This window comes from Burkholderia cepacia complex sp. TUM26381, from assembly GCF_057439935.1.
Genome location: NZ_CM172007.1, coordinates 3,009,396 through 3,023,289, shown reverse-complemented (window position 1 = coordinate 3,023,289; position 13,894 = coordinate 3,009,396). Strand labels below are relative to the sequence as shown.

General features: G+C 67.0%; 13 protein-coding genes. 8 read left to right on the top strand and 5 right to left on the bottom strand.

Annotated elements, in window-relative coordinates; all coding sequences use genetic code 11:
• The first annotated feature begins 81 nt into the window (after positions 1-81).
• Positions 82-1,002: a LysR family transcriptional regulator gene (locus ACWMMN_RS30315; RefSeq protein ID WP_059237781.1), complete on the top strand. Its 921-nt coding sequence runs from the start codon at positions 82-84 to the stop codon at positions 1,000-1,002.
• Positions 1,003-1,019: 17 nt separating this feature from the next.
• Here ACWMMN_RS30315 and ACWMMN_RS30310 read toward each other — a convergent pair whose 3' ends face one another.
• Positions 1,020-1,850, bottom strand: coding sequence for a helix-turn-helix transcriptional regulator (locus ACWMMN_RS30310; RefSeq protein WP_059237780.1), 831 nt, complete (start codon positions 1,848-1,850; stop codon positions 1,020-1,022).
• A gap of 238 nt (positions 1,851-2,088) precedes the next feature.
• Here ACWMMN_RS30310 and ACWMMN_RS30305 point away from each other — a divergent pair, with 238 nt between their 5' ends.
• The 4 genes from ACWMMN_RS30305 to ACWMMN_RS30290 all read left to right on the top strand — a co-directional run bounded on the left by ACWMMN_RS30305 (position 2,089) and on the right by ACWMMN_RS30290 (position 7,981).
• On the top strand, positions 2,089-3,813 hold the full coding sequence (locus ACWMMN_RS30305; protein ID WP_486423562.1) for an amidohydrolase: 1,725 nt from the start codon (positions 2,089-2,091) through the stop codon (positions 3,811-3,813).
• A gap of 212 nt (positions 3,814-4,025) precedes the next feature.
• The gene (locus tag ACWMMN_RS30300; RefSeq protein WP_059237778.1) at positions 4,026-5,141 is read left to right on the top strand and encodes a polyamine ABC transporter substrate-binding protein; all 1,116 of its coding nucleotides are present in this window, start codon (positions 4,026-4,028) and stop codon (positions 5,139-5,141) included.
• A gap of 97 nt (positions 5,142-5,238) precedes the next feature.
• Positions 5,239-6,819, top strand: coding sequence for a DUF3138 family protein (locus tag ACWMMN_RS30295; RefSeq protein WP_486423561.1), 1,581 nt, complete (start codon positions 5,239-5,241; stop codon positions 6,817-6,819).
• Between the two features lie 85 nt (positions 6,820-6,904).
• Positions 6,905-7,981 (top strand): C45 family autoproteolytic acyltransferase/hydrolase, encoded by a 1,077-nt coding sequence (locus ACWMMN_RS30290; RefSeq protein ID WP_486423560.1) that lies wholly within the window; start codon positions 6,905-6,907, stop codon positions 7,979-7,981.
• 57 nt (positions 7,982-8,038) lie between these two features.
• Here ACWMMN_RS30290 and ACWMMN_RS30285 read toward each other — a convergent pair whose 3' ends face one another.
• From ACWMMN_RS30285 to ACWMMN_RS30270, 4 genes are all read right to left on the bottom strand, one after another.
• Positions 8,039-9,418, bottom strand: coding sequence for an MFS transporter (locus ACWMMN_RS30285; RefSeq protein ID WP_256086844.1), 1,380 nt, complete (start codon positions 9,416-9,418; stop codon positions 8,039-8,041).
• Positions 9,419-9,599: 181 nt separating this feature from the next.
• Entirely contained in the window at positions 9,600-10,463 is an 864-nt protein-coding gene (locus tag ACWMMN_RS30280; RefSeq protein ID WP_256086843.1) for an XAC2610-related protein, read from the bottom strand.
• 14 nt (positions 10,464-10,477) lie between these two features.
• Complete coding sequence (locus ACWMMN_RS30275) at positions 10,478-10,846, bottom strand: hypothetical protein (RefSeq protein ID WP_059237774.1); 369 nt, start codon at positions 10,844-10,846, stop codon at positions 10,478-10,480.
• A gap of 23 nt (positions 10,847-10,869) precedes the next feature.
• Positions 10,870-11,265, bottom strand: coding sequence for a winged helix-turn-helix transcriptional regulator (locus tag ACWMMN_RS30270; RefSeq protein WP_059237773.1), 396 nt, complete (start codon positions 11,263-11,265; stop codon positions 10,870-10,872).
• A gap of 136 nt (positions 11,266-11,401) precedes the next feature.
• Here ACWMMN_RS30270 and ACWMMN_RS30265 point away from each other — a divergent pair, with 136 nt between their 5' ends.
• From ACWMMN_RS30265 to ACWMMN_RS30255, 3 genes are all read left to right on the top strand, one after another.
• Entirely contained in the window at positions 11,402-12,034 is a 633-nt protein-coding gene (locus tag ACWMMN_RS30265) for a glutathione S-transferase C-terminal domain-containing protein (protein WP_174993322.1), read from the top strand.
• Between the two features lie 86 nt (positions 12,035-12,120).
• On the top strand, positions 12,121-12,507 hold the full coding sequence (locus ACWMMN_RS30260; RefSeq protein WP_059237771.1) for a hypothetical protein: 387 nt from the start codon (positions 12,121-12,123) through the stop codon (positions 12,505-12,507).
• Between the two features lie 91 nt (positions 12,508-12,598).
• Entirely contained in the window at positions 12,599-13,891 is a 1,293-nt protein-coding gene (locus ACWMMN_RS30255) for a TolC family protein (RefSeq protein ID WP_486423559.1), read from the top strand.
• Positions 13,892-13,894: the final 3 nt, after the last annotated feature.

Genomic DNA, 13,894 nt, shown 5'->3' with positions numbered 1-13,894 from the left:
TCATCGGCGAAGGCGGCGGGCGGGGCGCGCGAAGCGCGTCGTGCCGGCCGGGCAACGCGCGTACGCGCAGCGGCTTGACGCATGTTTTCGAATACCTCCGATCTCGATCTCCGGCTTATCCGGGTCTTCCTGGCCGTCGTCGACGCACGCGGCATCACGGCCGCCGAGGCATCGCTCGGCGTGCGGCAATCGACGATCAGCACGCAGCTGTCGGCGCTCGAAGCGCGCGTCGGCTTCAAGCTGTGCGATCGCGGGCGCGGCGGGTTTCGCCTGACGTCGAAGGGCGAACGCTTCGCGGCCACCGCACGCACGCTCGTCGCGGCGACGTCCGAATTCGTCGCGCGCGTGCGCGACATCGATCGCAAGCTGGTCGGCACGCTGTCGATCGGATTGATCGGCCAGGCGCCGCTCGTCGAGAACGCGCGCGTGGCCGATGCGATCGGCGCGTTCCGCAAGCGCGACCAGGCCGTCACGTTCTCGATGAAGGTCGCGTCGCCGCAGGAGCTCGAGGAAAGCCTCGTCAACCACCAGCTCGATCTCGCGATCGGCTATTTCTGGCATCGCGTGCCGGGCCTGCTCTACACGCCGCTGTTCACCGAACAGCAGGTGATCTACTGCGGGCGCGGGCATCCGCTGTTTCATGCCTCGCGGCCCGTGACGGCGGACGACCTGCAGCTTCACGACTGGGTGTGGCGCACCTACCCGGTGCCGGAGGAACAGTATCCGCTGCCGGAGCGGCGCGTGACCGCGAGCGCGGACAGCATCGAGGCCGCGACGATCCTGATCCTGTCAGGCGGCCATCTCGGCTACCTGCCCGCGCATTACGCGGAGGCGTTCGAGCAGCGCGGGCTCGTGAAGGCCGTCGGCCGCACGACGTTCAGCTTCGACGTGCCGCTGCATCTCGCGATGAAGCGCAGCACGAGCGACAAGCCGATCGTCGATGCGTTCTGCGAGGACTTGCTGCGCGCGTTCAACATCAAGGCGGCCGCGCTGGCCGCATAAGCACGCAGGCGGCGCGCTCAGCAGTCGACGAGCACCCAGTCGAACAGTTCGCGGCGCGTGCGCACGCCGAGCTTCGCGAACGCGCGCTTCACGTACGACTCGGCCGTCGACAGCTTCACGTCGAGCTGCTGCGCGGCCTCGGGCACCGAGCGCCCGCACAGCATCAGCCGGCAGATCTCGTGCTCGCGGCGCGACAGCTGCACGTCCTGCCGTTCGAGGCGTGCGTCGAAGCTCGCCTGCGATTCGACATTCACCGACACTGCCGCCACGCGCCGCGCCGCACAGGTGCGTGCATGCAGCTCGAACATCGGGAACAGCAGATCGACCATCTGGCGGAAGTGGAACAGCTCGTCGGTCGTGAACGCGGCGCGCCCGACGGTGCGCGCGAGCCCGAGCGCGTACTGCAGGTGCGCATTGCCGTGCACGAGCAGGCATTCCTGCCCGATGCCGGGTTCGTCGAAGATCCGCCGGCGGAACTCGCCTTGCGCGATGCCGTCGACATGGCGCTGCACGAGCAGCGTGCCGGCCTTGCCGCGCAGCGGCGCGACCAGCGGGTCGCTCTGGCAGTAGTCCTGGTAGTAGACATCCATCACACGCAGCGTATCGGCCGCGAAGCGCAGGCTGCCGCTGCCGAGCCATTCGACAACGAAGCCCGACGTGCTGCCCGTGTCCGCGCGCCAGCGTTCGAGGTGCACGGCGTCGGCGTCGATGCTGTCGTTAACGAATTCCGTGACCGCGCCGACGAAATCCGGCGTGCCGACCGCGCGTAACGTCGCGCCGAGCGAGTCGGGGCGCACGCCGATCAGGTAGTGGCCGCGGGCGGCAGGGTCGGGCTGGAGAAGTCGCATGATCGGGCGGGGGCGGTCTGGGGACAGCGCGACGTTACGCGAACGCCGCGCATGCGTCAGCCGGGAATTCACCGGATCCACCCCGCGGATTTCGGCCGTTGTCCCCAAAACGATGACAAGCCGCTGCATGCGGCGGCCAGAAATCGCCGAAGCCCCCTCGGCGGGGGGGCATACCGGTGCGAATCGTCTGCCTATAGTGAAAGCACTTCGAAAACCTGATGACCACAAAGGACAGGCAATGCAGATTCAACCGACGCAGGCCGCCGCGACGCCGGCGGATTTCGTTCTGACCAACGCGAAGGTCTACACCGTCGATCCGCACAAGCCGTGGGCGCAGGCCGTGGCCGTGCGCGACGGCCGGATCGTCCACGTCGGCGATACGGCAGCCGTGCAGGCGTACGTCGGCGCGCAGACGAAGGTCGTCGATGCGGCCGACCGGCTTGTGTTGCCGGGCTTCGTCGAATCGCACTGGCACTTCGAGACGACCGCGTTCGCGTTCCAGGCGTTCGTGAACTACGAGGATCCGCAGAAGGTGCTCGGTGCGCTGCGCGCCTATGTCGAATCGCATCCGGACGAGCCGGCGATCACCGGCATGGGCTGGGTGCAGGCGACGATTCCGCCTGCGATGCTGCGCAAGGAGACGCTCGATGCGATCTGCGCGGATCGCCCGGTGTGCCTGCTGTCGACCGATTTCCATTCGATGTGGGTGAACTCGAAGGCGCTCGAGATTGCGGGTATCGACGCGTCGACGCCGCCGGTGCAGGAAGGCGCGAGCTGGTTCGAGAAGGACGCGGCGACCGGCGAGCCGACCGGCCTGATCGTCGACGGCGCCGCGTATTCGCTGCTGATGCAGCGGATCAGCGCGGCCGGCCTGCTGCCGACCGGCATCGACCTGTACCTGAAATCGATTCCGCCGTGGCAGAAGAAGCTGTGCGCGGCCGGCGTGACGACCGTGTTCGATGCTGGTTTCTTCGACCCGAGCGGCGATCAGTCGCTGCTGTACGAGACGCTGCAGACGATGGAGCGCGCGGGCGACCTGAAGCTGCGCGTGGTCGGCAGCGTCGCGGTGATCGGCGAGATCGACGACCCGGTCGGCACGCTCGTCCGGTATCGCGAGCAGTACGATTCGCCGCTCGTGAAGGCGCGCGCGCTGAAGCTGTTCCTCGACGGCACCGAGGCGAACCACACCGCCTACCTGCTCGAACCGTATGCGGACCGCCCCGACACCTGCGGTGCGCCGACGATGCCGGCCGACACGTTCAACCGCTATCTGGTCGAAGCCGATCGCGCGAACGCGAACGTGATGGTCCATTGCGTCGGCGACGCGGCGGTGCGGATGGCGCTCGACGGCTTCGACGAGGTCAACCGCTCGAACCCGCCGCGCGACCGCCGCCACGTGATCACGCACGCGTTCCTCACGCATCCGGACGACATCCCGCGCTTCCGTCGCGCGGGCGTGATGGCGAACACGCAGCTGCAGTGGGGCGTGGTCGACGCGTATACCGAGCAGCTGCGCGACCACTACGGCCACGAGCGCTGGAGCAACATGTACAAGTTCCGCACGTTCCTCGACGAAGGCGTGACGGTGTCGATCGGCATGGACGGCCTCGCGTGCCAGTGCCGCTGCCAGCACAAGCCGCTCGAACACATCGAGTCGGGCCACACGCGCCAGCTCGCGGGCGAGCCCGACGCGCCGGTGTTCCCGGACATCGCCGAGCGTCTGAGCATTCCGCAGTTGATCGCCGCGTACACGATTCACGGCGCGTACCAGCTCGGGATGGAGCACGAGGTCGGCTCGCTGACGCCGGGCAAGCGCGCGGATCTCGTCGTGCTCGAGCACGACCTGTTCGAGGTCGGCCAGTACGACATCGGCCGCATCGACGTCGGGTTGACGATGATGGGCGGCCGCATCACGCACGTGGGCGACGCGTTCGGTGCGCGCACGGGGATGCAGGCGTCCTGACCGGGCATCGCGGCTGACGAAGCGGTGACGGATGCTTTCGGATTGCTTCCGTTTTCGCGGCACGGCGCATCCGGCCGGAACCGGATGCGCCGATTGTGCGGCGTGTCCCCCTATTGGCAGGGCAGACCGGCCAATTTCCTCTGGCTACATTTTTCCGGACCGAAGCACACCCCGTTCATCGCGAACGGATCATGATATCGACGGAGGAAGACATGGCAGGGGACTGGAAACATCATCTGAGGACGGCATGCGCGGCGCTCGCGCTGGGCGGGTTCGCCTGCGCGGGCACGCCGGTCGCGCACGCGGCAGACGTCGTCAACGTGTACAACTGGGGCAACTCGATCGGCAAGGCGACGATCGCGAACTTCGAGAAGGCGACCGGCATCAAGGTCGTCTACCAGGAGTTCGATTCGAACGAGACGCTGCAGGCGAAGCTGCTGTCGGGCACGTCGGGCTACGACGTCGTCGTGCCGTCCGACATCTTCTGGGCGCGGCAGCTGCAGGCCGGCATCTATCGCAAGATCGACAGGAGCCAGGTGCCGAACTACGGGCTGCTCGATCCGGAAATCATGAAGGTGCTGTCGAAGGACGACCCGGGCAACCAGTTCGGCATTCCGTGGACGTGGGGCACCGACGGGCTCGGGATGAACGTCGAGAAGGTGAAGGCTGCGCTCGGCAGCGACGCACCGCTCGACAGCTGGTCGCTGCTGTTCGATCCGAAGTACGCGAAGAAGCTGAAGAGCTGCGGCGTGTCGGTGCTCGACTCGCCGGTCGATGCGTTCGGGATGGCGTTCGTGTACCTGAAGAAGGATCCGAACACGACGAATCCGGCCGACTACCAGGCCGCCTATGACCTGCTGAAGACGGTGCGGCCGTACATCACGCAGTTCAACTCGAGCAGCTACATCAACGATCTCGCGGGCGGCGACATCTGCCTCGCGCTTGGCTGGTCGGGCGACGTGAACTCCGCGCGGATCGCGGCCGCTGCCGCGAAGAAGTCGTATCACATCAAGTACGTGATCCCGACCGAGGGCAGCGCGATGTGGTTCGACATGATGGCGATCCCGAAGGATGCGCCGCATCCGGACGCCGCGCTGAAGTTCGTGAACTTCGTGCTGTCGGAGAAGGAGAGCGCGAACCTGACCAACGACACGTCGTATCCGTCGGCCGTGCCGTCGTCGAGGCACCTCGTGCGCGCTGAAGTGACGAGTGATCCGGCCGTGTTCCCGCCTGCCGACGTGATCCGCAAGCTCAGCCTCAGCAAGCCGGTTCCGCCCGAGCTGATGCGTCTGCAGAACCGTCTCTGGACGAAGCTGAAGACCGAGTAAGCCGGCCGCCGTTCCCCGCACTCCCGCATACCTTACGCGCGCCCCGCCGCCGATCGCGGCGGGCGGGGGCGCGCTCGTCCCGACGACCACCCAGAACATGAAAATCAAACACATGACAATGCTGTGCCTGCTCGCGTTCGAAGCGGCTTCGGCAGTCGCACATACGCCGCAGGCAACCGATGCGAGCAGGATGAAGGTGCTGCAGGCGCAGGTCACCGCGCTGCAGCAGCAGGTGAACGAGCTTCGCGCGAGCATGCTGGCCACGAAGCCGGCCGGCACCGTAACGACGGCCGATGCCGCATCGGGCAGCGCGAAGATCGGCACGATCAACACGGCAGCGGCCGCCGCGCCGGCAGCCGATGCCGCGCCGGCGTTCACGAACGACGACCTGCAGCAGATGCGCGAGCAGATCGCGAACGCATCGCTGAAGGTCGACTCGCTGCAGGAGGCCGCGACGACCGGCCCGCTCGCGGGCCTGAGCATCACCGGCTACGTCGATCCCGTGTACCTGTTCAACCGCGCGCAGCGCACGTCCGGCTTCCAGTTCCTGAATCACGATCCGGGCGCGTACGACTACTACAACAGCACGATCGGCGACGTCTACCTCGATATCAAGAAGACCTTCGGCGTCGGCCCGATGGCGCCGTCCGCGGAGATCGTGATCCAGCCGAACCGTGGCTTCGGCAACGTGTTCAGCAATTCGCACGGCGGCGTCGGCAACAACATCGTCACGCAGGCGCAGGTGAACGTGCCGCTCAGCACGACGCGTACGTTCGAGATCGGCATGATGCCGAGCCTCGCGGGCTACGAGGTGCAGCCGTCGAACCAGATGCTCACGCTGACGCACGGGCTGCTGTACGACTTCAGCGAGCCGGGCAACCTGATCGGCATCGGGCTGAAGGGCTCCAACGCGGCGATGACGCGCTTCTGGCAGGTCGTGATCGGCAACGAGGTGCTGCGCACGGCCGGCGCGATCGCGAACGCGGCAAACAACACGACCAAGACCAACTGGACGCCGACGATCACCGCGCGTTTCGACAATGCGACGTCGACGGCGTTCGACTTCGGCATCTCCGGGATGCTCGGCCGGCAGTCGCTGTTCTCGCCGTGTGCGGCGGCGGGCGGCTACGGCTACCAGTGCAACGGTTCGTCGCCGACCGGCCTCTACAAGTATGTGGAAGCCGACATGACCTATACGCACGACAAGACCCAGGTCAACGCGCAGGTCGACTACGGCGAGCTGCAGAAGGGCGCCTGGAACGGCGGCACCGCGCGCTGGTACGGAATGTCGCTGCTCGGCCATACGAAGTGGACGACGTCGTGGGTCGGCCGCATGGGCGCGACACTGCGCTTCGACTACCTGAACAACACGTCGAACGGCGGCGGCGGCACGAACATCCAGTACGGGCTCGCGGGCGGCAACCCGTCGGTGAACGGCACGAGCGGCTTCGGCGTCGATCCGTCGTGCTTCCAGGGTTCGGCGACGAATGGCACCGAATGCAAGGGCGCGCAGCGCTATGCGATCACGGCCGACCTGTTGTTCTATCCGACGCAACAGATTACCGTGAAGGTCGAATACCGCCACGACGCGGCGAACCATCCGGTGTTCCTGAAGAACAACGGCACGTACTCGCGCAGCAACGACCTCGCCGGGATGCAGTTCATCTACTCGTTCTGACGACGGGCGCGCCGATTTTTTCGTACCACGAAACATGCTCCGGGCCGCTCGGGCCCGGAGCGCATTCGACACAGGAGGTTTGATCTTGAAGCTGCACACATTCGCGACCGACATCACCGATCCGCGCGAGCGGGGCCGCCTGATCGGCGCGCGCTTCGCGCCGGAGATCCGCGAGACGGTCGCGCTGTATCTCGCGTTCTTTCCGAAGCTCGGCATCGAGCCGCAGCGGGCGCGGGAGATCGGCGAAGCGAGCCTGGCCGCGCTCGACGCATGGTGCCCGCGCCTCGCCGCCGAAGTCGAGGCGATCGCCGATGGCGTCGACCTGCCGCGCTGGCAGCTCGCGTGCCTGAATGCGCGCACCGAGATTCTCGCGACCGCACCGGCGTCGGCCGAAGGCGAATGCTCGACGACCGTCTACGCGCCGGCCGGCCCGGATGCGCCGCGCACGCTGCAGACGTGGGACTGGCACGACAGCCTCGCGCCGCGGGGGTTGCTGATGCAGTTCGTGACGCCGCAGGGCCGCACGGTCAAGCTGTTCACCGAATTCGGGATGCTCGCGAAGCTCGGCGTGAACAGCGCGGGGCTCGGGCTGCATTTCAACATCCTGCACCACGCAAGCGACAACGACAGCGCGGGCGTGCCCGTGCACGCGATCGCGCGGCGCCTGCTCGAGGATGCGACGACGGTGAAGGAGGCGATCGACATCGCGCGCACGGCGCGCGTGAGCGCATCGACGGTGCTGACGGTGTTCACGCGGCACGACGCGAACCCGCGCGCGACGAGCATCGAGCTGAGCCCGTCGGGTGTCGGTGTGGTCGTGCCGCGCCCGGACGGCTGGCTGCTGCATACGAACCACTTCCTCGATCGCGCGTTGAGCGGCGGCGAGTGCATGCCCGACAGCTCGACCACGCGCGAGCGCTTCGCGCACCTGAACGCGGTCGTGACGGGGATGACGAGCGCCGATGTGCGCGAACGCGCGGCGGCGATGTGCGGTGCGGCCGGCGACGCGGCCATCGTGTGTTTCCACCCGGATTTGTCGATGCCCGACACCGAACGCTGGGAAACGCTGCTGACCGTCGGCATCGATACCGATGCGTGTGCGCTCGACTACGCGGCCGGCAATCCGCACGACCTTTCGCGTGACGGGTTCACGCGGTTCTGACGCGGCACGCGGGAAGAGGTAAAGGAGGGCGGCCCATCTGGGCCGCCCTCGTGATGCTTATGCGTCGATGCGCTCGACCTTGCCGACGAGCAACCCGTATGACAGGCTGCCCGCGAGCGCCATCGCGGCGATGTAGGTGATCGCGCGCGAGAAGTCCGCGCCGTCGACCAGCAGCCCGATCACGATCGGCGTCGCGATCGCGGACAGGTTGCCGATCAGGTTGAACACGCCGCCCGTGAGGCCGAGCAGCCGCGCGGGCGCCAGGCCGGACACGAGCGACCACGTGATCGACGCGAAGCCGTTGCCGAAGAACGCGATCGTCATGAACGCGATCACCCAGCCCGTGGACGTCACGTAGTTCGCGCCGATGATGCACGTCGAGATCAGCAACCCCGAGATGATCGGCAGCTTGCGCGCGAAGCCTTGCGAGGCGCCGCGGCGCATCAGCCAGTCCGACAGCACGCCCGAGCACAGGACGCCGACGAACGCGGCGAGAAACGGCAGCGATGCGAGGAAGCCCGACTTGATGAAGTCCATCCCGCGATACTTGACGAGGTAGGTCGGGAACCACGTGAGGAAGAACCACAGCGTCGAGTTCAGCGCGAACTGGCCCAGGTAGATCCCCCACAGCTTGCGCCGGCCGAGCACGACGCCGAGATCGCGCCACGTCGACGGTGCGCGTTCGCTGCGCGCCGCGATGCGGTCCTCGAGATCGACGATGCCGCCGCCGTCGCGGATCAGCGCGATCTCGGCCGCGTTGACGCCGCGAAACGCGCGCGGCTCGCGATACACCGCATACCAGATCGCCGCCCACGCGATGCCGGCGAGGCCCGTCGCGACAAACACCATGTGCCAACCGAGATGGACTTGCAGCCACGCGAGCACCGGCGTGAGGAACGCGAGGCCGACGAACTGGCCCGACGTGTAGCCGCCGATCGCGCTCGCGCGTTCGCGGGTCGGGAACCACGTCGTGACCACGCGGTTGTTGATCGGGTAGGCCGGCGCTTCCAGCGCGCCAACGGCGAGACGCAACACGATCAGCCCGACGAACGAACCCGCGAAACCGAGCAGCAGCGTCGCGGCCGACCACAGCGCGAGTGCGCCCGCATACAGCACGCGCGGCGACACCTTGTCGACGAGCCAGCCGCCCGGAATTTGCATCAGTGCGTAGGTCCAGCCGAACGCGGAGAACACGAGGCCCGCGCGCACCGGATCGATGTTCAGTTCCTTGAACAGCGCGGGCGCGGCGATCGACAGGTTGCTGCGGTCGAGATAGTTGATCACGACCGTGACGAACAGCAGCGCGAGGATCAGCAGGCGCTTGCGGCTGGGCTGAGCGGTTGCGGCTGTGCGGGCGGCGGAATCGGGTGCGGTACCGCCATGCGCGGTCGAGGGCTCCGGCGGGTTCGCATGGGTGCGCGACGCGGATTGGGCCACGGTTGTCTCCTGTGTTCTATGCCCGGCCGGCGCCCGCGAGCGGGGCGGCCGAATCGAATGGCGTTGGGGCGAACGTTAGAGCCGTGGAGTGAAACGCGTCAACATTTGAACAGGTATCCCTATTAATGGGATGTTGGGCGTTCAGTATGTGGGACAGGCGGCGTGCGAGCCGCATCGTGGATCAGTTGGCCATCGCTTCCTTCGCGCTGACCCAGCCCTGCACGGCACCCGCGTGCGGATTGCGATACCGCACCTTCAGCCACTGGAAATCGTCGCTCGCGTCGATCACCTCCACCGTGTCGCCCGCGACGACATAGCGGCGCGTGGGCCCATCGGTCATCGCGTCGTGCAGCGGCAGGCGTGCCGGGCGCACCTTGAACGTGACCTTGCCGGCGTCATAGCCCTGCGGGCGGCGCGCCACGCGCTTGCCGTGCTCGTCGTAGGTGAGCAGCATCGACGACGGGCCCGATTCGCCGTCGAGCAGGTCGCGCAGATCGTCGGGGATCGCTTCGCTGGATTGATACAGGTACATCTTGCCGCCGGCGTCGAAGCGGTACGCATCGGTGTACCAGATCGGCCCGCCGCGGCACGAGCTGTACAGCGTGCGCTCCTTCGGCTTCGCTTCGACGTTGATCAGGTCGTCGCAACTGCCGTGCGGCATGTTCTTCGCGGGCAATTGCAACGGCTCGAACTGCTGGCGCGCGGCGTCGTACAGGTAGATGCCGTAGCTTTCGTTGACCATGCCGAGCAGCGCGTGCACGGCGAGATCGCGGTGGCCGTCGAAGTTGTAGTCGTCGGTGGCGAGGTGATAGTGGCCTTCTTCGTCGGTGGCGGTGACGTCGAGCGTCTGCGTTTTCCCGCTCGGCAGGAAGCGGACCGTGATGTGCGCGCTGTCGGCGTGCTCGACGCGGGCCGTGACGGTGTCGTCGACCTTGAACGTGAGCAGCGGCTTGGCTGCATGGGCAGCGGGGGCGATCAATGCACAGGCTGCCGTCAGCAGTGCGGCGACGCGGAGAAGCGGGCGGAATCGCAGGGAGCGTGTCATGAGCGGGCGGCTGGTCAGCGTTGCGTGCTGTCGTCGCGATACCCGTCCTTGCCGACGAAAATCTCCTTCAGCGCGGCCCGCAGCGTGACCGGATCGTACTGGCCCGGTGCGAGATGGATGACGTAACGCGTTTGACCGTCGAGACGCGCGGCGATGCCCGGTTCGATCTCGACGTCGATCGTATCGTCCGTCAGTCGTACCGACAGATCCTTGACGCGCCAGTTGATCTGGTCGCGCACCATCACTTCGATCAGCGCGTCGTCCGGAAAGCGCGACAGCGCGAAGCAATAGTCCTGCTCCGCATCGTGACAGTAGATGTTGGCGAAGCTTTCGTCGTCGTCGAGGTCGGACGTTGCCGCGCCGACGGTAGCGTGAAGTTCCATGAACGTAGGTTCCTGCGTATGGGTTATCTGGGGTTACCGGGGCAATCGGGTTGCGTTTCGATCGCCGCTTCAGGCGTCGCGCCGGTATCGCAGGTCGCATCGACATCGCGCGCCTTCAGCCACAACCCGAATTCGCGCATGACGTCGACCACCGGCCGCAGCCGGTCGCCGTCCGCGGTCAGATCGTACTCGACACGCACCGGCACTTCCGGATAGACGGTCCGCCGCACGAGCCCGGCGTCCTCCAGCGCGCGCAGGTCGAGCGTCAGCATGCGCTGCGAGATGCCCGGCATGTCGCGGCGCAGGTCGCTGAAGCGCCGCGGCCCGTCGAGCAGGTACGACACCAGCAGCAGCCGCCAGCGGCCGCCGAGCAGGCGCATCGCTTCTTCAACGGAACATCCTGTCGCACTCGTTTTCATCGTGCTGAACCCTGATCGGTAAATTTTTTGTGACTACGGCACAAACGACTGCCGTCTTCTCAGCCGTGTGCCGATGCGAGATATTAGCGCCCGCGTCGCGGCGCATCGATACATGGACCACTCACGAAGGAAACGCATGAAGCTCTATCACGCTCCCGGCAGCTGTTCACAGGCGATCTGCATCGTGCTGCGCGAAGGCGATATCGACGCGGAGATCGTCAAGGTCGACGCCCGCAAGCATGCCGTCGAAGACGGCCGCAACTTCTACGACGTGACCGAACTCGGCTACGTGCCGCTGCTCGAACTCGACGACGGCACGATGCTGCGCGAAGGGCCGGTGATCGCGCAGTATCTCGCGGACCAGCGCCCGGAAGCCGCGCTCGCACCGGCCTACGGTACGCTCGCGCGCTACCGGCTGATGGAATGGCTCAACTTCCTCGGCACCGAGATCCACAAGGGTTTCATCCCGCTGCTGTATGCCGTGCAGGCGGGGAAGTACGTCGAGCCCGTCCGGCAGAAACTCGACAGCCGCTTTGCATGGATCGACCGCCAGCTCGACGGCCGGACGTTCCTGGCGGGCGACACGTTCACGGTCGCCGATGCGTACCTGTTTGCGCTCACCGGCTGGGGCAAGGCCGACTGGATGCGCTCGGTGTACCACGCGGATATCGACCTGAGCCGGCATGCGCATCTGCGCGCGTGGTACGAGCGGGTGCGCGTGCGGCCGGCCGTGCAGGCCGTGCTGGCGGCGGACAATCTGCTGCGGTAATCCGCGGTGGCGGTCATGGAGACGGCGCGTCATTCCGCCGTATCGACGCACCGCCACGCAGCAATGGGCCGCGCTATAATCGCGCCATGAAATGGCTTCGGACTTTCATCCTGCTGCTGCTGTGCGCGGTGCTGCCCATCACTGGGCTGGCAGCCAGCGGCTTGACCGGTGAATGTCCGATGCAGCACACGATGTCGATGGATTCGGACACCGGCATGAACCTGGCCATGTCCACCGGCATGAGCGACTGCGATTCGATGCAGCCGTCATCCGCCGATCACGCGAAGGCCAAAGCCAAGGGCATGGCCTGCAAGGTGACGGCCCAATGCCAGTTCGGCAGTCTCTATCACCCGGCCGCCCGCGCCGACGTCAGCCGTCCCGCTGCATTCGCCAGCACGATCGTCTTCCACTACACGCAGTCCGTCCCGGTCCGCGACCCGAGCGGGTTGTGGCGCCCTCCACGCATCAGCTGATCCCGATCTGACCGGTTCACCGCCCACGCGGTGAGGTTCGTCCTGTGCGCAGGACGTGGAATCCCTTTGGGTTCCGACTTGGGGTTACACCATGTCATTCGATTTCAGCACGCCGCACACGCGGCGTGCGTGTCGGCGCGCGCCCGTGCTGTGGGCAGCGCTGCTGGTGGCGGGCGCCGTTCACGCGCAGCAGCCACCTTTCACGCTGGACGCCGCGCTGCAGGCCGCGACCGATCATTCCGCCTCGATGCAGGCCGCGCAGGCTGCCGTGCTCGCGCGTTCCGAAGCGGCCATCAAGGCCGGCCAGTTGCCGGACCCGATGCTCAAGGCCGGCATCGACAACCTGCCGATCAACGGCGGCCAGCGCTTCACTGTCGGCCAGGACTTCATGACGATGCGCCGTATCGGCATCGAACAGGAATGGGTGTCCGGCGACAAGCGGCGGCTGCGCACGGCACTCGCCAACGAGCAGGTCGGCCGCGAACGCGCGGGCTATCTCGCGCAGCTCGCCACCGTGCGTGAGCGGACCGCGACGGCATGGCTCGACGCCGTTTACGCGAAGCAGGCGCTCGCGCTGCAGCAGGCGCTGCTCGGTCACATGAATCACGAACTCGAGGCGACGCAGGCGTCGTATCGCGGCGCGAAGGCGAGTGCGAGCGATGTCGTGCAGGCGCGCGTGATGCTCGCGCAAACGCAGGATCAGGTGCTCAAGGCACAGCAGGCGTATCGCACCGCGCTCATCGCGCTGGCCCGCTGGACGGCCGTTCCGGTGGCCGACGTGACGGGGGCGCCGCCCGCGCCCGAATCGTTCGTGTCGTCGCTGCCGCCGGACGAACTGCGCCTGTCGCAGCCGGCGCTCGTCGCGGCGGCGGACGACATCGCGGTGGCCGAAGCCGACACGGCGGTCGCGAACAGCGAGCGCAGCCCGAACTGGACGTGGGAGATCGCGTACCAGCAGCGCGGCGGCGCGTATTCGAACATGGTGTCGGTCGGCGTCTCGATCCCGCTGCCGCTCAATCGCAAGAACCGCCAGAACCGCGACGTCGCCGAGAAGGCCGCACTCGAGACGAAGGCGCGCCTGATGTACGAGGACACGCTGCGTCAGGTGCAGGCCGATATCCGCACGCAATCCGACACGCTGGCGAGCGGCCGCGAACGCATCGCGAACCTGAGCGCCGCGCTGCTGCCGGCCGCCGACCAGCGCGTGCAGCTCGCGACGGCTGCGTACCGCGCCGGTACGGGGGCGCTCGCCGATACGTTCGCCGCGCGGCGCGCGCAACTCGACGCGCAGTTGCAGGTGCTCGATCTCAGGCGCGACGTATCGCAGACCTGGGCACAGCTCGAATATCAGGTCGTGCCGTCGGCGATGGCCGCCGCGCAGTGAAGG

Excerpts from the sequence above, each read along its gene's own strand:
- ACWMMN_RS30275 (WP_059237774.1), bottom strand. The coding sequence starts at position 10,846 with ATGGAACTTCACGCTACCGTCGGCGCGGCAACGTCCGACCTCGACGAC.
- ACWMMN_RS30255 (WP_486423559.1), top strand. The coding sequence starts at position 12,599 with ATGTCATTCGATTTCAGCACGCCGCACACGCGGCGTGCGTGTCGGCGC.
- ACWMMN_RS30265 (WP_174993322.1), top strand. The coding sequence starts at position 11,402 with ATGAAGCTCTATCACGCTCCCGGCAGCTGTTCACAGGCGATCTGCATC.
- ACWMMN_RS30260 (WP_059237771.1), top strand. The coding sequence starts at position 12,121 with ATGAAATGGCTTCGGACTTTCATCCTGCTGCTGCTGTGCGCGGTGCTG.
- ACWMMN_RS30305 (WP_486423562.1), top strand. The coding sequence starts at position 2,089 with ATGCAGATTCAACCGACGCAGGCCGCCGCGACGCCGGCGGATTTCGTT.
- ACWMMN_RS30310 (WP_059237780.1), bottom strand. The coding sequence starts at position 1,850 with ATGCGACTTCTCCAGCCCGACCCTGCCGCCCGCGGCCACTACCTGATC.
- ACWMMN_RS30315 (WP_059237781.1), top strand. The coding sequence starts at position 82 with ATGTTTTCGAATACCTCCGATCTCGATCTCCGGCTTATCCGGGTCTTC.
- ACWMMN_RS30280 (WP_256086843.1), bottom strand. The coding sequence starts at position 10,463 with ATGACACGCTCCCTGCGATTCCGCCCGCTTCTCCGCGTCGCCGCACTG.
- ACWMMN_RS30300 (WP_059237778.1), top strand. The coding sequence starts at position 4,026 with ATGGCAGGGGACTGGAAACATCATCTGAGGACGGCATGCGCGGCGCTC.
- ACWMMN_RS30270 (WP_059237773.1), bottom strand. The coding sequence starts at position 11,265 with ATGAAAACGAGTGCGACAGGATGTTCCGTTGAAGAAGCGATGCGCCTG.
- ACWMMN_RS30295 (WP_486423561.1), top strand. The coding sequence starts at position 5,239 with ATGAAAATCAAACACATGACAATGCTGTGCCTGCTCGCGTTCGAAGCG.